The organism is Streptomyces sp. NPDC127108, assembly GCF_042677545.1.
Lineage (GTDB): Bacteria > Actinomycetota > Actinomycetes > Streptomycetales > Streptomycetaceae > Streptomyces.
The window spans coordinates 97,424-121,299 of sequence record NZ_JBHXTE010000002.1 but is presented as its reverse complement, the minus strand read 5'-3'; the positions used below and the strand labels follow the sequence as shown (position 1 = coordinate 121,299).

Sequence of the window (23,876 nt, the reverse complement as noted above, 5' to 3'; positions counted from 1 at the left end):
GAGAGCCATCGTGCCTCGTACCGTCAGGGACGTCGTCTTCGTCGACGGCGTCCGCACCCCGTTCGGCAAGGCGGGCCCCAAGGGCATCTACCACGAGACCCGCGCCGACGACATGATCGTGAAGGCCATCCGGGAGCTGCTGCGCCGCAACCCAGCCCTGGACCCGGCCAAGATCGACGAGGTCGCGGTGGCCGCCACCACGCAGATCGGCGACCAGGGGCTCACGATCGGCCGCACGGCGGGCATCCTCGCGGGTCTCCCGCAGTCCGTGCCGGGCTACTCGATCGACCGCATGTGCGCGGGCGCCCTGACGGCCGTGACGACGACGGCCGGCTCCATCGCCTTCGGCGCGTACGACGCGGTGATCGCCGGTGGCGTCGAGCACATGGGCCGCCACCCCATGGGCGAGGGCGTCGACCCGAACCCCCGGTTCGTGAGCGAGAAGCTCGTCGACGAGTCCGCCCTGTTCATGGGCATGACGGCGGAGAACCTGCACGACCGCTACCCGAGCATCACCAAGCAGCGCGCCGACGAGTACGCGGTGCGCTCGCAGGAGAAGGCCGCCAAGGCGTACGCCAACGGCAAGATCCAGCAGGACCTGGTGCCGATCTCCGTACGCCGCACCAACGAAGAGGCGGGCGAGACCGGTTGGGGTCTGGCCACCCAGGACGAGCCGATGCGTCCGGGCACGACGCTGGAGAACCTGTCCGGCCTGAAGACGCCGTTCCGTACGCACGGCCGCGTCACCGCGGGCAACGCGGCCGGCCTCAACGACGGCGCCACGGCCTCGATCATCGCTTCCGAGGACTTCGCCCGGGAGAACGGCCTGCCGGTCAAGATGCGGCTGGTGTCGTACTCCTTCGCGGGTGTCGAGCCGGAGGTCATGGGCTACGGCCCGATCCCGGCGACGGAGAAGGCGCTCGCCCAGGCGGGCCTGACCATCTCCGACATCGGTCTCTTCGAGATCAATGAGGCCTTCGCCGTGCAGGTCCTCGCCTTCCTGGAGCACTACGGCATCGCCGACGACGACGCCCGCGTCAACCAGTACGGCGGCGCCATCGCCTTCGGTCACCCCCTCGCCTCCTCCGGTGTCCGTCTGATGACGCAGCTGGCGCGGCAGTTCGAGGAGCAGCCGGAGGTCCGCTACGGCCTGACCACCATGTGCGTCGGCTTCGGCATGGGCGCGACGGTCATCTGGGAGAACCCGCACCACAAGGACGCCGGAGGCGACAAGTGAGCACCACCACCACTGAGCTGTTGAAGGGTGCGGCCGAGCTGTTCCCGGACGAGGTCGTGACGCAGGCTCACGTACGTCACCTCGATCTGCCCGCGGGCGCCGGGCGGTTCGCCCTCATCACCCTCGACAACGGCTTCGACCACACCAAGCCGACCACCTTCGGCCCGGGCTCCCTCGCGAACCTGAACGCCGCGATCGACCAGGTCGAGGCGGAGGCCGCCGAGGGCACGATCGTCGGCGTCGGCATCACCGGCAAGCCGTTCATCTTCGCCGTCGGCGCCGACCTCAAGGGCGTCGAGATACTGAAGCGGCACGAGGACGCGCTGGCCATCGGCAAGGGCGGCCACGACGTCTTCAAGCGGCTCTCGGGCCTCGCGGTGCCGACGTTCGCGTACTACAACGGCGCCGCCATGGGCGGTGGCGTCGAGGTCGGTCTGCACTGCGCGTACCGCACCGTCTCCAAGGCGCTGCCCGCGTTCTCGCTGCCCGAGGTCTTCCTGGGGCTCGTCCCGGGCTGGGGCGGCTGCACGCTGCTCCCGAACCTGATCGGCGCGGACCGAGCGGTTTCGGTCATCATCGAGAACTCGCTGAACCAGAACAAGCAGCTCAAGGGCAAGCAGGTCTTCGAACTCGGCATCGCGGACGCGCTGTTCGAGGGCGCGGACTTCCTGGAGCAGTCGCTGGTGTGGACGGCCTCCGTCCTCAACGGCACCGTCAAGGTGGAGCGCCCGGAGATCGACCGCGGCGAGGGCTGGGACGCGGCGGTCGCCCGCGGCCGCGCCATCGCGGACTCCAAGGTGCACGGCGCCGCCCCGGCCGCGTACCGCGCCCTGGAGATCGTCGCTGCCGCGAAGGACGGCGACCTCCAGAAGGGCTTCGACGCGGAGGACACCGCGCTCGCCGACCTCATCATGGGCGGTGAACTGCGCAGCGGCATCTACGCGTTCAACCTGGTCCAGAAGCGCGGCAAGCGCCCGGCGGGCGCCCCGGACAAGAACCTGGCGCGCCCGGTCACCAAGGTCGGCGTCGTGGGTGCCGGTCTGATGGCCTCGCAGCTGGCGCTGCTGTTCCTGCGCCGCCTCGAGGTGCCGGTCGTCCTGACCGACATCGACCAGGAGCGCGTCGACAAGGGCGTGGGCTACGTCCACGGGGAGATCGACAAGCTGCTCCTCAAGGGCCGCGTCAACCAGGACAAGGCCAACCGCCTGAAGGCGCTCGTCTCCGGTGTCCTGGACAAGGCCGAGGGCTTCGCCGACGCCGACTTCATCATCGAGGCCGTCTTCGAGGAGATCGGCGTCAAGCAGCAGGTGTTCGCCGAGGTGGAGGCGGTCGCTCCGGCGCACGCGATCCTCGCGACCAACACCTCCTCGCTGTCGGTGACGGAGATGGCGTCCAAGCTGAAGCACCCCGAGCGGGTCGTCGGCTTCCACTTCTTCAACCCGGTCGCGATCCTCCCCCTCCTGGAGATCGTGCGCGGCGAGCAGACCGACGACGCCTCGCTGGCCACGGCCTTCGGCGTCGCCAAGAAGCTGAAGAAGACCGCGGTCCTGGTGAAGGACGCCCCGGCGTTCGTCGTGAACCGCATCCTCACCCGCTTCATGGGCGAGATCCAGAACGTCATCGACGAGGGCACCCCGGTGCCGGTCGCCGAGAAGGCCGTCGAGCCGCTCGGCCTGCCGATGTCGCCGCTGGTCCTGCTCGAACTGGTCGGCCCGGCCATCGGTCTGCACGTCTCGGAGACGCTCAACCGCGCCTTCCCGGACCGCTTCACCGTGTCGCCGAACCTGAAGGCGGTCGTGGAGGCGGGCAAGCGCGGCTTCTACGTGTACGACAGCGGCAAGCCGGAGCTGGACCCGGAGGTCGCCGCGCTCCTGAAGCAGGGCGACTCCGTCCTGACCGAGGAGCAGGTGCGGGCCCGCGTGCTCGACGCCGTCGCCCAGGAGATCGGGCTCATGCTCGACGAGGGCGTCGTCGCCGAGGCGCAGGACATCGACCTGTGCCTGATCACCGGCGCGGGCTGGCCCTTCCACCTGGGCGGCGTCACGCCGTACCTGGACCGTGAGGGTGTCAGCGAGCGCGTGAACGGCAAGCGGTTCCTGGAGCAGGGGCTCGCGAGCGTCCCCGCGTAGCAGGGAGTCGCCTCAGTGCCCGGTACGCCGATCGGTGTGCCGGGCACTGCCGCGTCCGGAGCCGCTACGCGGAGACCGCCTGCTCCCACGCCTTGAGGGCGAGGCCCGGCTCGTCCTTGCGGTGGGTCAGGCGCAGCGCTCCGGTGCCGGGCACGAAGGTCGCCGCGATCACCCGGCCCGCGGCGTCGGTGGCGAGGGCGACCCGCGCGTCCACCGGCAGGGCGGGGCCGGACTCGGCCCACCAGGCGCCCGCCGACTCCAGCTCGGTCGGGTAGGCGGCGAACGCGACGCGGCCGCTCTCGGCGCGCTGGGCCAGCAACGTGCAGTCGTGGCCGTCGAGTTCGCAGCGCATGGCCGAGACAGGGCCGGGGCCCGCGGCCGTGAGGAGGCGGACCGGCTCGTCGGCCGCGGTGCCGCGCCAGGCGCGCAGCTCGCCGTCCGCGTCCGTGAAGAACAGGGTGGTGTGCTCGGCGGAGGTGGCGAGGGCGCGCAGGGTGCCGGGGCGGGCCGTGACCGGCAGCGGCTCCTCGTCCAGGGCGGGGACGGCGCCCGGCGAGGCCTGGCGCCAGCGCAGGATGCCGTCCGCCGTGGCCGCGTACGCCGTGACCAGGCCGGATTCACCCGTCACCACGGCGAGCGGGCCGCGCACCCCCTGGCCCTTCAGGTCACGCCAGGGGCCCCAGCCGCCCTTCTCCTTCTGGCCGCGCATGCTGACCCCGCCGCCCCGGTTGGGCACGAACACATGGGCGCGGCCCTGGGCGTCGACGGTGACGGCGGGGGCGCCGGTGCTCTGCCCCTTCTTGTTGGGGTGGCCGAGGGGGTTCCAGTCGAGGGCGGTGAGGTGCGGCTGGAAGTGCGTGGAGTGCACGAGGCCCGACTCGCCGGAGACCGTGGGCCGCCACGACACCAGGTGGGCGTAGGTGTCGCTGCCCTGGGCGACGGCGAGGACGGGGTGGACGCGCTGGTCGCCGCCGACGACGCGGGGCGCGGTCCAGGGCTCGCCCGGGTGGCGTTGGGTGCGGCAGACCACGGCGTCGCTCTCGCAGGCGTAGACGGCGAGCCTGCCGTCGCCTGCGCGTATGAGCCAGTCGCCGTTCACGGTCGGTGGGGTGGGGGCTGGGGGCATGCGGCGGTTTCCGTGGCCAGGGACGTCGGGTCACAGCAACTCTAATGGGCGAGGTGGAGGTGGGTGCACCCGGGCGTGCGAGGCTTGGCCGCATGGACACTGTGACCCTCGTCGTGGACGCCGCCAATGTCGTGGGCTCCGTGCCGGACGGCTGGTGGCGGGACCGGCGGGGCGCGGCGGAGCGGCTGCGGGACCGTCTGGTGCCGCTCGCCGCCGCGGGCCTGCCCGAACTACCCGGCCCCCTCGACGTCGTCCTCGTCGTGGAGGGCCGGGCCCGCGGCGTCGAGCCCGTCCCCGGCGTGCGCGTCGACTCCGCCCCCGCCAGCGGCGACGACCGCATCGTCGAACTGGTCGCGGAGATCCCGGGCCCCTGCGTGGTGGTGACCGCGGACCGCGAACTGCGCCGCAGGGTGGGCGAGCTGGGGGCGGAGTGCGTGGGGCCGCGGACGGTCAGGAACTAGCCCGCCACGTCGCTCAGTGCCAGTCCCCGCACCACACCTGCGCGCCCGCGCCGTCGACCGTGCAGACCCGGACCTTCAGGTCCTTGATCTTGACGGCGGGGTCGGTGTGCAGGCTGGTGTGGCGGCCGCTGTCGCTGGCGTCCTTGACCGTGTTGAGGGTGCGCGTCACGGGCTTCCAGGTGGAGCCGTCGAGCCAGGAGTATCCGGCCTGCAGGACGGAGTCGTTGCCGTCCTTCTTGAGGTCCCACATGTTTCCGTAGACGCCGCCCTTGCCGGTCTCCCAGTCGACGCGGAGGAGGGCGCGGGCGCCCTCGGAGCCGTCGTACGGGGTGAGGACCGAGCGGGATTGGGCGTAGTGGACCTCGCCGTCGGTCCAGTGCTGCGGTGCGGCCGTCGCGGGTGCGGCGAGGGCGGCGGTGGCGAGCGCGGCTCCGGCGAGCGGCAGCAGGACGCGCGCGGGCACCTTGGCGATGTTCATGAACTCCCCCTTCTGCGGCCCGTGTTGTGGGGCCGACGATGATCAGGCGGGCTCACACAAGCACGCCGTCGCGCGGCTTGTCATCAGCGATAGGGGTTGTCGCTCCTGTCGCTGGTGGAGTTCTCGCCACGTAGGGGGTGAGGAGGGGTACGGCGCTCCCGCGCGGCCCGACGGGTCCCGCGCGGGAGCCCAGCGGCTAGAGGCGCTTGGCGCTGCGCAGCGCCTTGGCGTAGTAGCCGTTGCCGTCGAGGCGGGACGTGCCGCCCTTGTCGCCGATGGTGGGGCCGTTGACCTCTTCGCGGCTTGAGATGAATATCTTGTGGCCCTCGGCGTCGTGGCCGAGGAAGATGCCCACGTGGTCGAGGCGCTCCTTAGTGCGGGCGTCGAGCTTGAAGAAGACCAGGTCGCCGGGCTGGACCACGTCGATCGTCTTCGGGCGGTCCGTGGCGCCCACGCCCTTGAGCGGGATGACGGGCGCGCCGAGCTTGCCGCGGGCCATGCCGTTGGCGGTGCGGGGCAGCCCGTCGCCGGTGGTGTCGCTGGCCATCAGCGGGAACCGGGCCCGGTAGCCGAAGACGGTGCGGATGAAGCCGGAGCAGTCGATGGCGCGGGCCCGCTTGGCCTCGGGCTGGATCGTCGTGCCGTCGCGGAAGGTGTAGGGGATGCCGAGGTAGTCGTAGAAGTCGGACTGCTCCTCGCGCAGGTCGTTGCCCTCGCTGCCGGCCGGGTTCAGCGGCCCGAAGCTGGCGTCACCGGCGTAGGAGATGCCCTCGTCGTCCTTCTTGACGGGCGCGCCCTCGACGTACTGGAACGCCATCGCGAAGATGTCGTCCTCCTCGCTGCCCGCGAACTCCTTGAACCAGTCCTTGAACCACTTCTCCTTCTCCGCGCCCTTGCGCCACACCTCCGGCATCAGCCGCACCCAGTCGTCGGTGACGACCTTCGACTTGGTGTTGGTGGGCTCGGCGAAGGTACGGCTCGGCCCGGAGAGGGTCGCCGTGCGGGCACCGTCGGTGAACGAGGCGAGGACCTTGCCGTCCTCGGTGCGCAGGACGGAGCGGTCGGGGTTGCGCAGCCGCTCCCACTTCTGCTTCCCGTCGGCCTGGCCGGTGCCGTTGGTCAGGTCCGGGGTGTCGGTGACGGACTGTACCTTCGGCGCCTTGTCGTGCTCGTCCTTGCGCAGTTCGACGGTCAGGTAGGTGCTGCCCGCGAGCAGGGCGAGGACGGTGACGGCGTGGACTGCGGGGCGCTTCTTCTTGGGCGGCATGTGTGGCTCCGTTAGGTCAGGCGGAGGGCATGAAGCCGAGGAGGATCCCGGCCGTGAGGACGACATAGGCCATGAGGGTCACCGATCCCGTGGCGAGCAGGGTGGGGCCCTTGGGCTGACGGACCAGCTGGTAGGCGATCAGGCCCGGCACGATGAAGCCGAGGGTCTGATTGCTGTACATCAGCGGGAACTCGATCGAGAGCACGATCATCACGGTGGCCTGGAGGACCACGCCGGTGAGCACGACCGCGGCGAACAGGCGCTTGCCGTAGAGGATGACGAACTTCTGCATCAGCAGGGTGCAGACGTACGTCAGGACGGTGACGCCGACCACCATGGCGGCGCGCTGGAGGTCCTCGACGAGGGTCAGCGCGAGCCAGCCCGGCGTGATCATGCCGCCGGGCGACAGGTTGGTCGTCAGATAGCAGACGAGCGAGAACAGCAGCCCGAGCGCGATGCCGACCGCGGCGATCTCGGGGGTGAGGACGGACGGGATCAACGCTGCTCTCCTGGGCTGTGCCACTGCTGGGTTTCATCCGCGGCGGGCGGGGCGGGCGGGACGCGCGGCTCGAACAGGCCGCGGGGGGCGGGAGGTTGGGAGGGGTCCTGCGGCTGCGCCGCGTGCGGCGCCCGGTAGGACTCGTGGGGCGCGTACTGCTCGTGCGCGCCCTGGGGCTGCTGGTGCGGGGCGTGCTGGTTGTGCTGGCCGTGCACGGGCTGCTGGCCGTGCTGGCTCTGCTGACCATGCTGGCCGTGGTGCGGGTGCGCGGGCTGCTGGCCGTGCTGCGGGTGCTGGCCCTGCTGGCCCTGCTGGCCGTGGTGCGCGTGCGGGGCCTGGTGGTGCTGCTGGCCGTACGCGTCGTACGTGACCGACGTGTCGTACGACGCCTGCTGCGCCGCGTACGGTTCCTGCGCCGCGTACTGCCCCTGACCCTGCTGGTACGCGCCCTGCCCCGGGTAGGGGCCCTGCGCGGCCTGGCCGTCGTACTGCGGGTAGGACTGCTGGGCGGTGCGCTGCACGGGGACGTGCGGTGCCGGGACGATCTGGAGCGACCCCGTGTTCGTGTACCGCGACTCGTACGCCTCGGGGTAGTGCTGGTAGGGGTCGATGTGCGGCTCGTACAGATGGTGGCTGCCCGTGGTCTCGGACGCCGATGCGCCGGCCGGGGTGGCCGCGGGCGTCGGGTCCTCGCTCTCGTCGGCGGGCAGTTCGGCGAGGTGCTCCAGGAGCAGCTCGCCCTGGCCGTGGATGTTGCCGATGGCCACGAGCGAGGAGTCCGGGCCGAGCTGCCCGAGCAGCTGGCCCATGAACTCCTCCGGGTCACGCCGGTCGCCGCCGAGGTCCACCGCGCGCGAGCGCCAGTCGGCGGGGATCGCGTCGATGGCGGACTTGGCGGGGTGGCCGATGACGAAGACCTTGTCCGGCTGCAGGTCCGGGATGATCTCGCCCATCTGGCCGTTGCGCTCGACGCGGTCGGGGCGGCAGTTGATGACGACGTTCAGGGGCCGGTGGATGGCGCCGAGGTCGAGCAGCTGGTTGATGTTCATCAGCGTCGACTCGGGGTCGTTGGCCGCGAAGACGTTGGCGAAGCGGAGCTTCTTGCCCTCCTCGGTGACGTACCGCTCGACGGAGAGGACACCGGGGTCCGGCGGCGCGTCGTACATGCCCTGGAGGGCGACCTCGCGGCCGACGCCGAGGAGTTCGGCGACCTTCAGCGCGATCGACACGTTCTCCTTGAAGGTGAACCAGCTGAAGCCGCGCAGCTCCTCGTCGGTGACCGTCTCCGGGTCCGCGTAGATCAGCTCGCAGTTCCGGGCGTCGGCCTCCTCCTTGAGGATGGCGAAGCGGTCCTTCTCGGCGGTCACGCAGATGCCGTTCTCCGGCATCGAGCGGGACAGCGAGCGCGCCACGTCGTCCAGGGTCGGGCCCATCTCGGCGAGGTGGTCCTCACGGACGTTGCAGAGCACGCCGATGGTGGAGCGGATCAGCTTGGACTGGTTGATCTCCTGGAGCGCCGGCATGACCGCCATGCACTCGATGACCAGCGCGTCCGGGTTGTACGCGGCGGCGCGCCGCACGATCCCGATCTGCTCGACGACGTTGGCGATGCCGAACTTGCGGTAGACCGGCTCCTCGGTGGCGTCCGGGTGGATGAACCGGGCCGCGGTGCCGGTGGTCTTGGCGACCGTGGTCAGGTCGCCGCCCCGCAGGGCGCCCGCGCACAGGCGGGTGATGGAGCTCTTGCCGCGGATGCCGTTGACCAGCACCCGCGACGGTATGTGTTCCAGGTTGGTGAAGTGCCGCCGCTGCTCGATCACGCCCGCGACCAGCAGGACGGCGCAGCACACCACCAGGACGGTGTAGAGGAAGAGCACAGCGGTTCAGTTCCTTCCGGCGAGGCCGGCACTCGCGCCGTCCCGCTTGCGCTGCGTGCCCGACGGCAGCTGCTGCCTGATCAGTTCGAGGCTGCGCGTGACGGCACCGACCTCGTCGTGGTGGACCGGGTACAGGACGGTCTTGCGGTCGCCGTCGGCCAGTGCCTCGGCCTGGTCGGCGAGCTTGCGCAGCGGCCGCACCACGATGATGTGCAGCCAGCCGAGGCAGGCCGCGGCCGCCGTGATGCCGAGCATGCCGGCGAGGACCGTGCGGTTCTGCAGGGTGTACTCGGGGATCTCGAGGTTCGACGCGGGCTGCCAGCTGACCACGGACCAGCCGAGCTGTTCGGCCGCGCCGCCACCGGCGAACGGGGCGGCGGCCGCGATCTGGATGTCGCCGCCGTCGCGGTACAGCACGCCGCTCGGGCGCGGCTTGCCGCCGACCTTCTGTCCGGTGCCCTCGACGAGCCCGTTGAGGCGGCCGCTGGGCAGCCCCTGGAACTCGCGGTAGCCGTTGTTGCCGCCGAGCACCCGGCGCTTGGCGTCGACGACCCGGACCTCGCCGAGGCCGGGGCGCTTGAGCAGCGAGTTCAGGAACTCGATGCGGAACTCGCCCACCACGGCGGCGCCTTGGCGGCCCGGCACCTCGGCGGTGCCGATGATGACCGGCTCCTTGCCGTCGTCGTCGATCACCCGGACCTGGTCGTCGGACGGCTTCTCGCCGGAGGGGCTGCGCGGGTCGTCACCGGCCTTGGAAAGGACCTTGCCGTCCTTGTCGAGGACGTACAGCGACCGGTAGCGGGAGTGCTGGTTGCGGGTGCTCTCCAGGACCTTGTCCATGTCCGAGGGGTCGGTGCGGGCACCGATCAGGGACGCGAGCGAGGTGAGGTCGGCGTGGCCCTCGTTGAGCGCGCGGCGGACCCGGTCGGAGAGGGTGTCGGTGCGCTCACGCTGGTCGTTGACCATCTGCTGCGGCACCTGGACGGTGTCCCCGGCACGGTTGAGGAGCAGCAACAGCGGCGCCGACCAGACGAGCAGCAGCACACCGGCGACGGCGAGCAGGGTCCGGCTGCCGAGGCCCTTGCGCTTGGCCCCGGGCGCCTTGGCGGCCGGTTCGCCGTTGAGCTGGCGGCGCAGCCGCTCCAGGGCGCCGCCGATGCGGGCGGCCTCGCCGTGCTTGGGCACGGACACCGGGCGGCCGAGGTCGCCGCGGGTGAGCCTGCGGCTCTCCAGGAACAGCCGGATGAGCGGCCGCTGCACGGTGCGCAGGAGCAGGAAGACGGTGAGGCCGCCGATGACGAGGAGCGCGCCCGCGGCGAAGAGGCCGAGGGCGGAGCCCTTGGTGCGCTTGGCGTCCTCGGCGACCGGGACCATGGAGACGACGCTGAGGCCGAGGCGGGTGGCCACAGTGGACTCGCCCGCCTCCGGTGCGGCGAGCGAGGCGTAGCCGGCGACGGACCGCTCACCGAGGTGGCGGTCGCCGATCAGATGGCCGCTGACGCCGAGATAGCCGCCGGAGCCGGGCTCCTTGGCCAGGATCGGGTGGCTGCGGGACTTCTTCGCCGAGGTCTCCGCGAAGGCCTTGAGCTGCTTCTCGGAGGCCTTGACCTCGGCCCGTTCGTCGTCGGTGCTGACCTGCTCGGGCTCGGGGATGCCGTCGGTGCTCAGCACCTTGCCGTCGTTGCCGACGACGGCGATGGAGCGGAAGTTGCCGAGGCTGATGCCGGGGAAGCGCAGGCTGCTGGAGGCGACCAGAAGCTGCTGCGGCTGTCCCTTCCAGGCGAGGACGGCGAAGCTGAGCAGGCGGGTCTCGCCGCTCTCCAGGCGCACCATGCGGGGCGCGAGGCCGTCGTCGTCGGAGAGCTTCGAGCGGTCGATCGCGGCCAGCGGCACGTTCTCGCCGCGGGCGGCGAGGAGCTTGCCCGAGCGGATCTCGACGACGGCGGTACCCATCCACTTCTGGTACACGCTGCTGATCTTGTCGAGCACGGCGTCGGCGGGCACCGGGTCGGACGCGTTGAACAGATCCGCGGTCCGGGTGAGGTCGGTGACGCTCTCGTCGATGGAGGCGCGCAGGGCGATGGCGCCGTCCTCGGCGAAGTGCTGCTGGGACGTCTTGACCGCCTTGGGGACGGCTTCCTGGCCGACGCGGCCAAGAGTGAGGGCGGTGACGCCCGCCAGGGCAAGGAGCAGGACCGACAGCGCGGCGATCGGGGGGCGGATGCCTCCGATCAGTGACATGTCGGTCCTTCGGCGGACCTTGTGCCGCCGCTTCGTGGGCGAAGCGGCCAAGGGGGTGCTCCTCTCCTGGAGTGACACAGTGAGTGACTCTGATGTGACACGGGGTATGGATGTCGCGCCGCGGCGCGCGCGGGCACGCGGGTGCGATCTGGAATGACATGACCCATGACGGGTCCGGATGGATGTACGAGCGTAGCGAGATGTGAGCTACGTCAAAGATCCACTTCCGACACCCTTCACAAGGCCGTCGGACGGTTCACCTGGAGTTCTTTCGGAGTTTCTCAGTCCGGCAGATTCTCCAGGGGTTCGAGTCCGTCCTTGCTCGCGCCGCGGTTGAGCAGAGTGCCCTGCGTACGCTCGAAGGCGAGGCGGTAGCGGGCCCGTTGCTGGGTGGTGAGCTTGTCGCCGTCGCGCAGCGCGGTGGCCACGTCGAGCAGCCGGTGGTCCTTCACCGCGTCCTTGGGCAGCGCCGCGCCGTCCTCGTCGGGCTCCGGCGGGATCTCCGTGAAGGTGGGCGCGTACTTGGCGTTGACGTCCCAGCCGTCGCCGCGCTTGTGGAACTCGAACCAGCCGATGACGCCTTCCTCGGTCAGTCCGCTGGGCGCGTCGTGCCGGGCGATCTGGTTGCCGAGTCCGTACGCGATCCAGGTGCCGTCGACCTTCTCCATCGGCTGCACGACGTGCGCGTGGTGGCCGATCACGAGGTCGATCCCGGTCTCCTTGGCGATCCTGCGGCCGAGTTCGACCTGCTGGGCGGCGGCGTTGGGCTGGTGCTCCTTGCCCCAGTGGATGCTCAGGATCACGACGTCGGCGCCCGCGGCGCGGGCCTTCTTCTCGGCGGCGGCGATCCGGTCGAAGTCGGTGAGGTTGGCCAGCCACGGCTTGTCCTTGGGGACTTCGCGGCCGTTGAACCCGAGGGCGAAGGCGATCTGGGCGACCTTGACGCCCTTCACCTCGGTGATGAGCGGCTTGTCCGCCTCTGCCTGGTTCCGTGCCGTTCCGGTGTGCCGCAGGCCCGCCTTGTCCAGGGCGTTCAGGGTGCGCGTGACGCCCTCGGGGCCGTGGTCGAGGCTGTGGTTGGAGACGCTTGAGCACTGGTCGTAGCCGACGGCCTTGACGGCGGTGGTGATCTGCGGCGGGACCACGAAGTCCGGGAAGCCCTGGAACGGCCCGCCCGGCGCGCCGACCACCGGCTCGAAGTGACAGATGCCGAGGTCGGCCTTGCTGATCACCGGCTTGATGCCGGCCATCATCGGGCCGAAGTCGATGCCCTTCTCACCCTTGCCCGTCGCCTTGCCGTCCTTGCGGGCCTGCTCGGTGAGTTCGGGGTGGATGAGGATGTCGCCCGCGGCGGCGACAGTGAAGGTGGGCTCGCCGTCGGCGGCTGCGTCGCCGTCGTCGCCGAAGGGACCGCAGGCGGTGCCCGCGAGCAGGACGAGCGAGGCGGCGCAGGTCGCTATGAGCCTGCGAGAGGGACGTGTCATCACGAGGCTATCTTTATACAACCATGACTCACCCTCCAATTCGGTCGATAACAAACGCAAAGCGACGCAGGGGTCTTGTGGCGCTTGCCGTCGTCCTGGCGAGCGTGTTGTGCCTCACACAGTGCTCCTCGGCGTCGGACAGCGAGAAGCCGCGCTCCGGGTGGGCCGAGCGCTCGCCGGACCGTCGGCCGACCGATCGCTCCCCGGAGGGCGGGGAACCTTCCAGGAAGCCGTCCGCATCGGCCACGCCGTCGTCGCCGTCGTCCGGCGGCCGCGTCCGGGCCGACCTGGAGCGCCGGGTCACCGGGTACACCTCGGGCTTCTCCGAGGACAGCGGCTACCGCCGCCCCTCGGCCAGGGACCGGCGCACCGTCGCCGAGGGCGTGGCCCTCCTCCTCGACCGGCACCGCTCCCGGGCCGAACGCCGCCTGGCCGACGTCGACTTCCGGGTGCGCACGGTCGTCGACACCGGGTCCGGGCGGCGCTACGCCGAGGTGTCCGACCTCTCCGAGGACGCCTCCGCACCGCGCGGCTGGGGCCGGGTCTATGTGGACCTCGACTCCCCGATCCGCTGGTCCGTGCAGGTCCCGCACCCCGTCGCCGACCGTCACACCGAACGGCTCGGCGCCGCGCTCCTGAGCCGCTCCCCCGGTGGCGTCATGGTCATTGCGGGGGCACATCGCAAAGCCGGCCGTGACGACGAGGCGGATGTGGCACACCGGCGGAAGAGCGTGTTCCATGCCATCTGCGACGAGTTGGCGAAGCGCGGCGTGCCCGGCATCCAGGTGCACGGGATGGCGGACGACTCCGCCCCCAAGTACGACGTGGTCGCCTCCACGGGCAAGGGCCGCGAGGCCGTCTCCGAGGGCCGGGACCTGGCGGACGCGCTGCGGCGGCGCGGCTATGACGTGTGCCGTGCCTGGGCCCGCTCCTGCCCGCTCGAAGGCCGGAAGAACGTTCAGGGCCGGGGCGCCGCCGCACAGGACACGGAGTTCCTGCACGTCGAGTTCGGCGCGCGGATCCGCGACCGCGAGCGGCACCTGCGGGCGGCGGTGTCGGCGATGGCGTCGGTGACGCGGGACTGGCGGCGGATGTAGTCCGGGTGCCGCCCGGGTGCCCCAGGGGGCGCCCGGGCGGCACCAGCGGGCACCCGCGCCCGCCCCAGGGGCCACCCGGGACCACAGCCCTCCGCGGCTCCCCCTGCCGCTCCCCCGTACGCACTCGACCGCCCCGCCCTCGCCACCCGTGCCCGGCTCGCCGCCTCCGCCCGTTCGGAGGCGGCGGCTGCCCTCGCCGTGCGCTCCGGGGGCAGGATTTGCAGCGCGACTGTGCCCGGAGGGGCGGTCGGCGGTTACTTGCTGTCGCGGCCCGGCGGGCGCAGCACTTCCCCCACCGACGTCTCCTCCTGCCGTCCCAGGCGGCTGTGCGAGCGGCCGTAGAGGAAGTAGACGACGACGCCGAGCGCCATCCACCCGGCGAACCGGACCCAGGTCTCGGCGGGCAGGTTGAGCATCAGCCACAGCGAGGCGCCGACGGACAGGATCGGCAGGAACGGCACCCACGGGGTGCGGAAGGAGCGGTGCAGATCGGGGCGCGTCCTGCGGAGGATGATCACGCTGATCGCGACGATCACGAAGGCGAACAGGGTGCCGATGTTCACCAGCTCGGCGAGCTCGCTCAGCGGGGTGAACCCGGCGACGACCGCGATGATCACGCCGAGCAGGATGGTCGGCCGGTGCGGGGTCTTGAAGCGCGGGTGGACGCGGGAGAAGAAGCGCGGGAGCAGGCCGTCGCGGCTCATCGCGAAGAACACCCGGGTCTGGCCGAGCAGCAGGATCATGCAGACGGTGGTCAGGCCGACGGCGGCGCCGAAGCTGATGAAGCCCGCGTACCAGGGGTGCCCGGTGGCCTTGAAGGCGTCGGCGAGCGGGGCGTCCACGGAGAGCTGCGAGTAGTGCTGCATGCCGGTCACGACGATCGACACGGCCACGTAGAGCGTGGTGCAGATCAGCAGGGAGCCGAGGATGCCGCGGGGCATGTCCCGCTGCGGGTTCTTGGTCTCCTCGGCGGCGGTGGCGACGATGTCGAAGCCGATGAAGGCGAAGAAGACGACCGAGGCGGCGGTGAAGATGCCCATCACGCCGAAGTTGGCGGGGGCCCAGCCGAACATCAGCTGGATCAGCGGCGAGTGCAGTCCGCTGCCCGCCTCCACCTCCTGGGCCTTCGGGATGAACGGGTCGTAGTTCTCGCCCTTGATGAAGAAGGCGCCCGCGATGATCACGACGAGGACGACGATCACCTTGATCGCGACGACGAGGGAGGTGATCCGCGCGGAGAGCTTCATGCCGAGGACGAGGATGCCGGTGAGCACCAGGACCAGGGCGGCGGCCAGGATGTCGAAGCCGAAGCCGTCGGCGCCGTCCCGGCCGCTGAGCGCCTCCGGCAGCTGCCAGCCCGCGTTGTCGAGCAGCGAGGCGATATAGCCGGACCAGCCGACGGCGACCACCGCCGTGCCGAGCGCGAACTCCAGGACGAGGTCCCAGCCGATGATCCAGGCGGGCAGCTCACCGAGGGAGGCGTACGAGAACGTGTACGCGGAGCCCGCCACCGGGAGCGTGGAGGCGAACTCGGCGTAGCAGAGCGCCGCGAGGGCACAGACGACCCCGGCGACCACGAAGGCCAGGGCGACCGAGGGACCGGCGTTGTTCTTGGCGACCGTACCGGTGAGGACGAAGATGCCGGTGCCGATGATGACACCGACGCCGAAGACGGTCAGATCCAGCGCGGACAAGGATTTCTTGAGGGCGTGTTCTGGTTCCTCGGTGTCGAGGATGGACTGCTCGACCTTCTTCGTCCGGAAGAGGGTGCTGCTCACGGCGTACCTCCCACGCTTGTCGTCCTCGACATGATCGAGAGGGCACGTTCTGCTTATGCCCCGACGCGGGTGGATTCACGCAAATGGGCCGGTTTCACCACTCTTCACGGTGGCGAAACCGGCCCATCCGGACACTTCGGTCGTTAACGTCAGTCGCGCGCGGGCTCCACGGAGTCCACCGCGGCGCCGGCCCGCTCGAACCGGCCGTCCAGCTTGGCCACCAGACCCGTCACCTGACGGGCGATGTCCGGGGCGGTGAGACCGATCTCCGCCATGACCTCCTTGCGCGACGCGTGGTCGAGGAAGCGCGGCGGGATGCCGAAGTCGCGCAGCGGCACGTCCACGCCCGCGTCCCGCAGGGCCTGGGCGACGGCCGAGCCGACGCCGCCCGCGCGGGAGTTGTCCTCGACGGTGACGACGACGCGGTGCTGCTCGGCGAGCGGTGCCATCGCCTCGTCGACCGGCTTGACCCAGCGGGGGTCGACGACGGTGGTGGAGATGCCCTGCTTGTCGAGCAGGTCGGCGATCTCCAGGCACATCGGCGCGAGCGCGCCCACGGAGACGAGCAGCACGTCGGGCCGGTCGGTGCCCGCCTTGCGCAGCACGTCCATGCCGCCGACCTTGCCGACGGCCTGCACGGCGGGGCCGACGGCGCCCTTGGAGTAGCGCACGACGGTCGGCGCGTCGTCGACCTCGACGGCCTCGCGGAGCTGGAGGCGGACCTGGTCGGCGTCGCGGGGCGCGGCGATGCGCAGGGTCGGCACGCACTGGAGGATCGACATGTCCCACATGCCGTTGTGCGAGGCGCCGTCGGTGCCGGTCACGCCGGCCCGGTCCAGGACGAAGGTGACGCCGCACTTGTGCAGGGCCACGTCCATCAGGAGCTGGTCGAAGGCGCGGTTGAGGAAGGTCGCGTACACGGCGAAGACGGGGTGGACGCCGCCGGTGGCGAGGCCCGCGGCGCTGACGGCGCCGTGCTGCTCGGCGATGCCGACGTCGTAGACCCGGTCGGGGAAGGCCTTGGCGAACTTCTGCAGGCCGACGGGCTGGAGCATGGCCGCGGTGATGGCGACGATGTCGTCGCGCTCGTGGCCGAGCTTGACCATCTCCTCGCCGAAGACGGACGTCCAGTCCATGCCGCCCGCGGCGATCGGAAGGCCGGTGTCGGGGTGGATCGGGCCGATGCCGTGGAAGTGGTCGGCCTCGTCCTCCTCCGCGGGTTTGTAGCCGCGGCCCTTCTCGGTGATGCAGTGCACGATGACGGGGCCGTTGAAGCGCTTGGCGCGCTGCAGGGCGGACTCCAGGGCCTCGATGTCGTGGCCGTCGATGGGCCCGACGTACTTCAGGCCGAGGTCCTCGAACATGCCCTGCGGGGCGATGAAGTCCTTCAGGCCCTTCTTGGCGCCGTGCAGGGTCTCGTACAGCGGCTTGCCGACGACCGGCGTGCGCTCCAGGAGGTCCTTGCCGCGGGCCAGGAAGCGTTCGTAGCCGTCGGTGGTGCGCAGGGTGGCGAGGTGGTTGGCGAGACCGCCGATGGTGGGGGCGTAGGAGCGCTCGTTGTCGTTGACGACGATGACGAGCGGGCGGTCCTTGGCGGCCGCGATGTTGTTGAGCGCTTCCCAGGCCATGCCGCCGGTGAGGGCGCCGTCACCGATGACGGCGACCACGTGGTCGTCCTTGCCGCGCACCTCGTTGGCCTTGGCGAGGCCGTCGGCCCAGCCGAGCACGGTGGAGGCGTGGCTGTTCTCGATCACGTCGTGGTCGGACTCGGCGCGCGAGGGGTAGCCGGACAGGCCGCCCTTGGCGCGCAGCTTGGCGAAGTCCTGGCGGCCGGTGAGCAGCTTGTGGACGTAGGCCTGGTGGCCGGTGTCCCACAGGACCCTGTCCTTCGGCGACTCGAAGACGCGGTGCAGGGCGATGGTCAGCTCGACGACACCGAGGTTGGGGCCGAGGTGACCGCCGGTCTTGGAGACAGCGTCGACGAGGAAGCCGCGGATCTCGTCCGCCAGCTGGTTGAGCTGTTCCGGGCCGAGCAGGTCCAGATCGCGCGGTCCCGTGATGCGGGTCAGCAGCGGCACCCGTGCCTCCTTGCAGTAGAGCGTGTAGCGCTGTTCGAGCATTGCCGGGCCTGTCGAGTCTAATGTTCCGCCGCTGACGGCGTAGTCCAGGCCATGGGTCCCGCGTCACGCGATCGGCTGTAAATCGACTGGTACGACCGGGGGCGGCCCGGAAATCCGGCCCTCCGGACGGGAACGGATGTTCCTATTCGGTGACACACCCGTGCCCGGTACCGGAATGATCGGTACCGGGCACGGACATGCGTGATCAGGCGTGGACCTGCGAGATCAGGCGCGACCCGCGGACTTCTGGGTCTTGCGCGAGACCGAGTCGATCACGACGGCGGCGAGCAGGACCGCGCCGGTGATCATGTACTGGATCTCGTTGGGCATGCCCTCCAGGTTCAGGCCCTGCTGGATCGACTGGATCACCAGCATGCCGAGCATGGCGGACCAGATCTTGCCGCGGCCGCCGAAGAGGCTGGTGCCGCCGATGACGGCCGCCGCGATCACCATCATCAGGGTGTTCCCGGCGCCGAGGCTCTTGGTCGCGCCGCCGGAGAGGCTCGCGATGAAGAGCCCGCCGAAGGCGGCGAGCATGCCGGAGATCGCGAACACGGTGATGCGCACCCGGTCGACGTTGATGCCCGCGCGGCGCGCCGCCTCCGCGTTGCCGCCGACCGCGAAGACCTGGCGGCCGAAGGTGGTGCGGCGGGCCACGAAGTCCGCGACGACGAGCACGGCGAGGAAGAGCACCAGGGCGAGCGGCAGGCCGCGGGCGCCCTCCGGCTCGTTCAGGAAGTACGCGGCGACGAAGGCGAGGACCGCGAGCAGGCCGGTGCGCAGCAGGATCTCGCTGAGCGGCCGCGAGGGCAGCTCCGCGTTCTTGCGGCGGCGGGCGTCCAGGTACTGGGAGGCCCCGTAGGCGAGCACGGCGATCAGCGCCAGGCCGTACGCGGCGGCCTTGTCGGCGAAGAAGTGCGTGGTCAGGTCCTCGACGACGGAGCCGGTGGGCGTGTTGATGCTGCCCTCCTTGCCCATCAGCCAGATCTGCAGACCGCTCCAGCCGAGGAAGCCCGCCAGGGTGACCACGAAGGCCGGTACGCCGATCTTGGCGAAGAAGAAGCCGTGCAGCGCGCCGATCACCAGGCCGGAGGCGATGGCCACGAACACCGAGATCCAGTCGCCCCACCCGTGGGTGACGCTCATGACCGCCCAGACGGCGGCACCCACACCGGCGACGGAGCCCACGGACAGGTCGATCTCGCCGAGCAGCAGCACGAAGACGATGCCGACCGACATGATGCCGACGCCGGAGGTGAACACCGCGATGTTGGCGAGGCTGGAAGCGGACAGGAACTTGTCGTTCTGCAGCTGGAAGACCAGGGCGATGACGATGAGGCCGACGACGACGGGCAGCGAGCCGAGCTCACCGCCGCGGACCTTGCGGACGAACTCCGTCCAGTAACCGGCGAAGCCCTGCTCGCGCACCAGGAGGCGCGGGTCGACGGCCGCGGCGGGGGTCGCGGACGGCTCGGCGTCCACGGTGCCGCCGGTGGCCGTCCGGACCTTGTCGGTGTCGGGGGTCTTGGCGAGGTCGCTCACTTCGCGCCCTCCTTCGTTGCCGTGGCCGTGCGCGCCCTGCGGCGGGTGACGGCGTTGTCCGTGGCGCCGGTGATGGCGGCGATGACTTCCTCGGGCGAGGTGTCGGCGACCCGGAAGACGCCGTTGTTGCGGCCGAGGCGAAGGACCGCGACCCGGTCGGCGACGGCCTGGACGTCGGCCATGTTGTGGCTGATGAGGATCACGCCGTGGCCGCGCTCGCGCAGCCGCTCCACCAGGTCGAGGACCTGGGCGGTCTGCTCGACGCCGAGGGCGGCGGTGGGCTCGTCGAGGATGACGACCTTGGGGTCGCCGACCAGCGCGCGGGCGATGGCCACGACCTGCCGCTGGCCGCCGGAGAGGGCGGCGACGGGGATGCGGACGCTGGGGATGCGGATGGACAGCGTGTCCAGGAGCACCCGGGCGCGCTTCTCCATCTTGATCTCGTCCAGGACGCTGGCGCTCTTCAGCTCGCTGCCGAGGAAGAGGTTGGCGACGACGTCGAGGTTGTCGCAGAGCGCGAGGTCCTGGTAGACGGTGGCCACGCCGAGGTGCTGGGCGTCGTGGGGGCGGCCGATGCGGACCTCCCTGCCCTCCCACTCGATGGCGCCCTCGTCGATGGGGTGGACCCCGGAAATGGTCTTGACGAGCGTGGACTTGCCGGCGCCGTTGTCACCGACGAGGGCGACCACCTCGCCGGCGTGGATCTCGAGGTCTACGTCCGTGAGCGCCTGGACGGCGCCGAACCGCTTGGAGACCCCGCGCAACGCCAGCACGGGCGTAGCGGACACGTGAATCATCTCCTTCGCCGCCTTGGGGGGCGGGGATGGTGGTGCGCGCGGGCGGCACGGACCGCGTGTGCGGGGACACGGGTGCGTGCGGCACGCAGGACAAGGTGCCCGGTGCCCGCCCTCCGACTGCGGGGCGGAATGTAGCGGGCGGGCACCGGACCGCTGGGGAAGGTGTCTCGCGGCGTGCGGGCCGCGTCAACACCTGGGACCTGACCGGGAGTTACTTGATCCCGGCCTCGTCGCAGGCCTTCTTGAACTGCTTGGTGCAGATCTCGCTGGCCTTGTAGACCTTGTCCTTGACGATGGTGTCCGCCACCTCGTCCTTGGTGATCGCCTGGGCGTCGTACAGCTTGGCGGGGATGCCCTTGTAGTCGCCGCTGAGCGAGTTGACCTTGCGGTCGGTCAGGTCGTCGATCTTCTTGTCCTTGAGCAGCCGGACCGCGATCTCGGCGGTGGTCTCGGCCTCCGGCTTGATCTGCTTGTAGATCGTGAAGGCCTGGTCACCGCTCAGCAGGCGCTGGATGCCGGCGAGCTCCGCGTCCTGGCCGCCGACGGGGACGTCGATGCCCCGCTGCTTGAGGGCGGTGATGATGCCGCCCGCCATGCCGTCGTTGGCGGAGTAGACGCCGTCGATGCCGTCCTTGCCGAGCTTGTCGATGGCGGCGGCCATCTTCTTGTTCGCCTCGTCCGGGGACCAGTCCGGGATGTCCTGCTCGTAGGCGACCTTCTTGACGTTCTTGTCGAGCACCGAGTGGGCGCCCTTCTTGAAGAAGGGGGCGTTCGGGTCGGTCGGGGAGCCGTTGATCATGACGACATTGGAGTTCTTGGCGTCGGAGCCGAGCGCCTTGACGAGCGCGCCGCCCTGGAGGCGGCCGATCTTCTCGTTGTCGTAGCTGACGTAGGCGGACAGCGGACCCTCGGCGAGCCGGTCGTACGCGACGACCTGCACGCCTTCCTTCTTGGCGCGCTCGACCCAGCCCTTGGTGGACTTGTAGTCCACGGAGTCCAGGATGATCACCTTGACGCCCTGCGTGATCAGCGCGTCGAACTGCTTCTTCTGGGTCTCGATGTCCTGCGCGGCGTTGTTGTACTTGACCTCGCAGTCGCTGCACAGCGACTTGATCTTCGACTCCATGATGGGGCGGTCGAAGGTCTCGTAGCGGGTGGTCTTGTTCTCCGGCAGGAGCAGGCCGATGGTCTTGCCGTCGCCGCCGCTGCCCTTGTCGTCGCCGTCACCGGCCTCGCCGCACGCGGCCAAGGCCAGCGCCATGGAAACGGTGACGGTGCCTATGCCGACGCGGCGCGTCAATGCGTTCATTTGGGGGTGCCTCCCTGACGTGGCCGCGTCGCTGCGGCCGAGGTGGCTCGAAGTCAACTCGGCCGCCCGACACGCGTCAAGGAGTAAATCCTTAACGAGATGACAACGGTGCCATGCGTTATCTAAGTGAAGGCGGGTGTGGCGGCATGGAGGCTCTCGTCCAAAAGGGTTGAATCCCCCATCTCGCTGAGCGCGAGGGCGAGCGCCCCCAGGACCTCGGCGCGCGAGCCAAGTGCCCCCGGAAGTACGGAGAGTTGACGGGCCGCGCTGGGGATGGCGTAGCGCCCCACGGACTCCCTGATCGGGGCGAGCACGAGCTCCCCGGCCTCGGCCAGGGCGCCGCCGAGGACGACCCTGCTGGGGTTGAGGAGGTTGCACAGGTTCGCGACACCGCTGCCGATGTGCCGGCCGACGTCGGAGATCACCCGGCGGCAGCCCGGGTCCCCGTCGCGGGCGAGGGCGACCACGCGCTCCATGGTCAGGTCGGTGCCGTGGCTGGACTGGAGCAGCGGCAGCACGTACCGGGCGGCGGTGAAGGTCTCCAGGCAGCCGCGGTTGCCGCAGCGGCAGACGGGGCCGGACTCATCCAGGGTGATATGCCCGATTTCACCCGCTGTGCCGCCGGGCCCCCGGTAGATCCGGCCGCTGATCACCAGACCGGCGCCGACACCGCTCGCGACCTTGATGTACGCGAGGTCCTTGACCCCGCGGCCGCTCCCCCAGACCAGCTCGCCGAGCGCGCCCAGGTTGGCGTCGTTGTCGACGTGCACGGGCACCCCGAGGCGCTCCTTGAGCTCCTCGGCGGGCTTGGTGCCCGCCCAGCCCGGCAGGATCGCGGTGGAGCCGAGCGTGCCGGACTCCACGTCGATGGGCCCGGGCACGCCGAGGCCGACGCCCGCGACCTTGGTGCGGTCCACTCCGGTCGCCTCGATCAGCTTGCCGACGAGCCGCTCGGCCCGGTCGAAGCCCTGCGCGGCGGAGGCGTCCACGTCCAGCGGCTCGGCCTCCTCGGCGAGCACCTTGTGGGCGAGGTTGCCGAGGGCGACGCGCAGGTGGGTGTGGCCGAAGTCGATGCCGATGACCATGCCCGCGTCGCCGCTGAGGGAGACGCTGCGGGCCCGGCGGCCGCCGGCCGAGGTGGGGGTGACCTCGACGGTGCCGCCGTCCTTCAGCTCCCGGACGATGTTCGACACCGTCGCGGCGGACAGGCCCGTCGTCCTGGCGATCTCCGCCTGCGTGAGCGATCCCGCCAGCCGCACCGCGCGCACGACCCGCTCGAGATTTGCTCGGTGCAGTGACGACTGCGACCCCGGAGTCTCCATCGACTCATCCACTCCCGCCTATGGCGGACGGCGCCGACGCCGCCCGTACAAGTTGTGAACTCCAAGCTCTTCTGAACGGGTTACCGCAGTCAAGTCCTTGACGAAAATCCAGTAGGCCACACCCCGCACACGAAACGCCCCGCGTACGGGGCGTTCCCTGTGCTTGATCGCGTTCGACTACTTGATCGTGGCCGCCGTCAGGCCGGACTGCACCTGCCGCTGGAAGGACAGGTAGACCACGAGGACCGGGATCATGGAGATGGTCATGCCCGCGTAGAGGGCGGGCAGGTCGGTCTCGTAGTTGCCCTGGTTCATCAGGCTGACCAGGCCCTGGGCGAGCATCGAGCGGTCCGGGTCGGAGCCGCTCTGCTTCTGCATCAGGGTCAGCGGCAGGATGTACTGGTTCCACTGCCCGAGGACGTTGAAGATCCCGACGCTGATCAGTCCGGGCTTCGCCATCGGCACCATGATCTGGAAGAACACCCGGGTGTGCGAGGCTCCGTCGATCACGGCGGCCTCGTGCACGGCCGTCGGCAGGGTGCGGAAGAACGAGTGCAGATAGAACACGGTGAACGGCAGCGAGTAGGCGACGTACACCAGGATCAGTCCTTGGTACGTGTTGAGCATGCCGAGCCGGTCGACCATGAAGTAGAGCGGTACGAGCGCCAGGAACACCGGGAACATCGAACCGGCGACGAAGAAGTAGTACACGAACCGGTTGCCGACGAAGTCGTAGCGGGCGAGCACATAGGCCGCCATCGCGCCGAGCAGCATCGTCAGGGGCACCGAGACGATCATGACGATCAGGGTGTTGAGCAGATAGTCGCCGACGCCCTTCTCCCAGCCGCGCTGGAAGGCGTCGAAGGTCCACTCGGTGGGCCAGGTCCAGGCGCTGGACTTGATCTGGGAGTCGGTCTTGAAGTTGCCGAGCAGGATCCAGAACAGCGGCAGGACGATCATGACCGCCCACAGCACCAGGAAGCCGTGCGAGAAGGCGTTGAGGGTCCTGCCCTCCATGCCGTCCTTGCCGGGTCCGGAGCCGGAGCCGCGCTGGGCCGGCACCTTGGCCTTGGTGACCGGTGGCTGAGTCGCAGGAGCCGTCATCGCTCGCG

Annotated in this window: 18 protein-coding genes; 4 read left to right on the top strand and 14 right to left on the bottom strand. The window is 70.4% G+C overall.

Translation table 11 applies throughout. From position 1 onward, the window contains the following. Window positions 1-10 precede the first annotated feature (10 nt). Complete coding sequence (locus ACFVHO_RS02035) at window positions 11-1,237, top strand: thiolase family protein (RefSeq protein ID WP_385708841.1); 1,227 nt, start codon at window positions 11-13, stop codon at window positions 1,235-1,237. Next, the gene (locus ACFVHO_RS02030) at window positions 1,234-3,366 is read left to right on the top strand and encodes a 3-hydroxyacyl-CoA dehydrogenase NAD-binding domain-containing protein (RefSeq protein WP_385708839.1); all 2,133 of its coding nucleotides are present in this window, start codon (window positions 1,234-1,236) and stop codon (window positions 3,364-3,366) included. The genes ACFVHO_RS02035 and ACFVHO_RS02030 overlap by 4 nt, the downstream gene beginning before the upstream one ends. Window positions 3,367-3,430: 64 nt before the next feature. On the opposite strand, the gene ACFVHO_RS02025 is transcribed toward ACFVHO_RS02030, so the two are convergent. Continuing rightward, the gene (locus tag ACFVHO_RS02025; protein ID WP_385709361.1) at window positions 3,431-4,465 is read right to left on the bottom strand and encodes a hypothetical protein; all 1,035 of its coding nucleotides are present in this window, start codon (window positions 4,463-4,465) and stop codon (window positions 3,431-3,433) included. Window positions 4,466-4,584: 119 nt separating this feature from the next. On the opposite strand from ACFVHO_RS02025, the gene ACFVHO_RS02020 reads away from it, so the two are divergent. Further along, on the top strand, window positions 4,585-4,953 hold the full coding sequence (locus tag ACFVHO_RS02020) for an NTP pyrophosphohydrolase (RefSeq protein WP_385708836.1): 369 nt from the start codon (window positions 4,585-4,587) through the stop codon (window positions 4,951-4,953). Between the two features lie 13 nt (window positions 4,954-4,966). Here the strand turns inward: ACFVHO_RS02020 and ACFVHO_RS02015 are convergent, their stop codons facing one another. From ACFVHO_RS02015 to ACFVHO_RS01990, 6 genes are all read right to left on the bottom strand, one after another. Continuing rightward, window positions 4,967-5,431, bottom strand: coding sequence for a hypothetical protein (locus ACFVHO_RS02015; RefSeq protein WP_385708834.1), 465 nt, complete (start codon window positions 5,429-5,431; stop codon window positions 4,967-4,969). Between the two features lie 196 nt (window positions 5,432-5,627). Then, the gene (locus ACFVHO_RS02010) at window positions 5,628-6,698 is read right to left on the bottom strand and encodes a C40 family peptidase (RefSeq protein ID WP_385708832.1); all 1,071 of its coding nucleotides are present in this window, start codon (window positions 6,696-6,698) and stop codon (window positions 5,628-5,630) included. Between the two features lie 16 nt (window positions 6,699-6,714). Next, window positions 6,715-7,197 carry a poly-gamma-glutamate biosynthesis protein PgsC/CapC gene (locus ACFVHO_RS02005; RefSeq protein WP_030357209.1) on the bottom strand — a complete coding sequence of 161 codons (483 nt, stop codon included), beginning with the start codon at window positions 7,195-7,197 and terminating at the stop codon, window positions 6,715-6,717. After that, a complete protein-coding gene (pgsB, locus tag ACFVHO_RS02000) occupies window positions 7,194-9,074 on the bottom strand; it encodes a poly-gamma-glutamate synthase PgsB (protein WP_385708829.1) in 1,881 nt (626 codons plus the stop codon). Before pgsB ends, ACFVHO_RS02005 begins: the two co-directional genes overlap by 4 nt. 6 nt (window positions 9,075-9,080) lie before the next feature. Continuing rightward, window positions 9,081-11,315, bottom strand: a complete 2,235-nt coding sequence (locus ACFVHO_RS01995) for a HAMP domain-containing protein (RefSeq protein ID WP_385708826.1) — start codon at window positions 11,313-11,315, stop codon at window positions 9,081-9,083. 281 nt (window positions 11,316-11,596) lie between these two features. Next, window positions 11,597-12,799 carry a CapA family protein gene (locus tag ACFVHO_RS01990; RefSeq protein WP_385708823.1) on the bottom strand — a complete coding sequence of 401 codons (1,203 nt, stop codon included), beginning with the start codon at window positions 12,797-12,799 and terminating at the stop codon, window positions 11,597-11,599. A gap of 77 nt (window positions 12,800-12,876) precedes the next feature. Between ACFVHO_RS01990 and ACFVHO_RS01985 the strand changes: the two genes are divergently transcribed. Then, on the top strand, window positions 12,877-13,896 hold the full coding sequence (locus ACFVHO_RS01985) for a hypothetical protein (protein ID WP_385708820.1): 1,020 nt from the start codon (window positions 12,877-12,879) through the stop codon (window positions 13,894-13,896). Between the two features lie 254 nt (window positions 13,897-14,150). On the opposite strand, the gene ACFVHO_RS01980 is transcribed toward ACFVHO_RS01985, so the two are convergent. From ACFVHO_RS01980 to ACFVHO_RS01950, 7 genes are all read right to left on the bottom strand, one after another. Then, window positions 14,151-15,674 (bottom strand): amino acid permease, encoded by a 1,524-nt coding sequence (locus ACFVHO_RS01980; protein WP_385708817.1) that lies wholly within the window; start codon window positions 15,672-15,674, stop codon window positions 14,151-14,153. A 149-nt stretch (window positions 15,675-15,823) separates the two neighbouring features. After that, window positions 15,824-17,752: a 1-deoxy-D-xylulose-5-phosphate synthase gene (dxs, locus tag ACFVHO_RS01975; RefSeq protein ID WP_385709358.1), complete on the bottom strand. Its 1,929-nt coding sequence runs from the start codon at window positions 17,750-17,752 to the stop codon at window positions 15,824-15,826. A gap of 267 nt (window positions 17,753-18,019) precedes the next feature. Next, complete coding sequence (locus tag ACFVHO_RS01970) at window positions 18,020-19,336, bottom strand: sugar ABC transporter permease (RefSeq protein WP_385708814.1); 1,317 nt, start codon at window positions 19,334-19,336, stop codon at window positions 18,020-18,022. Next, the gene (locus ACFVHO_RS01965; RefSeq protein ID WP_190115423.1) at window positions 19,333-20,133 is read right to left on the bottom strand and encodes an ATP-binding cassette domain-containing protein; all 801 of its coding nucleotides are present in this window, start codon (window positions 20,131-20,133) and stop codon (window positions 19,333-19,335) included. Before ACFVHO_RS01965 ends, ACFVHO_RS01970 begins: the two co-directional genes overlap by 4 nt. Window positions 20,134-20,344: 211 nt before the next feature. Then, window positions 20,345-21,442, bottom strand: a complete 1,098-nt coding sequence (locus tag ACFVHO_RS01960) for a substrate-binding domain-containing protein (RefSeq protein ID WP_385708811.1) — start codon at window positions 21,440-21,442, stop codon at window positions 20,345-20,347. 122 nt (window positions 21,443-21,564) lie between these two features. After that, window positions 21,565-22,764 (bottom strand): ROK family transcriptional regulator, encoded by a 1,200-nt coding sequence (locus ACFVHO_RS01955; RefSeq protein WP_385708808.1) that lies wholly within the window; start codon window positions 22,762-22,764, stop codon window positions 21,565-21,567. 177 nt (window positions 22,765-22,941) lie between these two features. Continuing rightward, window positions 22,942-23,868 carry a carbohydrate ABC transporter permease gene (locus ACFVHO_RS01950; RefSeq protein WP_385708806.1) on the bottom strand — a complete coding sequence of 309 codons (927 nt, stop codon included), beginning with the start codon at window positions 23,866-23,868 and terminating at the stop codon, window positions 22,942-22,944. Between the last annotated feature and the right edge of the window lie 8 nt (window positions 23,869-23,876).

What these genes read in the sequence shown, in the direction of transcription:
- ACFVHO_RS01995 (WP_385708826.1), bottom strand. Translation starts at nt 11,315, where the DNA reads ATGTCACTGATCGGAGGCATCCGCCCCCCGATCGCCGCGCTGTCGGTC.
- ACFVHO_RS02010 (WP_385708832.1), bottom strand. Translation starts at nt 6,698, where the DNA reads ATGCCGCCCAAGAAGAAGCGCCCCGCAGTCCACGCCGTCACCGTCCTC.
- ACFVHO_RS01950 (WP_385708806.1), bottom strand. Translation starts at nt 23,868, where the DNA reads ATGACGGCTCCTGCGACTCAGCCACCGGTCACCAAGGCCAAGGTGCCG.
- ACFVHO_RS01965 (WP_190115423.1), bottom strand. Translation starts at nt 20,133, where the DNA reads ATGATTCACGTGTCCGCTACGCCCGTGCTGGCGTTGCGCGGGGTCTCC.
- ACFVHO_RS01960 (WP_385708811.1), bottom strand. Translation starts at nt 21,442, where the DNA reads ATGAACGCATTGACGCGCCGCGTCGGCATAGGCACCGTCACCGTTTCC.
- ACFVHO_RS01955 (WP_385708808.1), bottom strand. Translation starts at nt 22,764, where the DNA reads ATGGAGACTCCGGGGTCGCAGTCGTCACTGCACCGAGCAAATCTCGAG.
- ACFVHO_RS01990 (WP_385708823.1), bottom strand. Translation starts at nt 12,799, where the DNA reads ATGACACGTCCCTCTCGCAGGCTCATAGCGACCTGCGCCGCCTCGCTC.
- ACFVHO_RS02020 (WP_385708836.1), top strand. Translation starts at nt 4,585, where the DNA reads ATGGACACTGTGACCCTCGTCGTGGACGCCGCCAATGTCGTGGGCTCC.
- ACFVHO_RS02015 (WP_385708834.1), bottom strand. Translation starts at nt 5,431, where the DNA reads ATGAACATCGCCAAGGTGCCCGCGCGCGTCCTGCTGCCGCTCGCCGGA.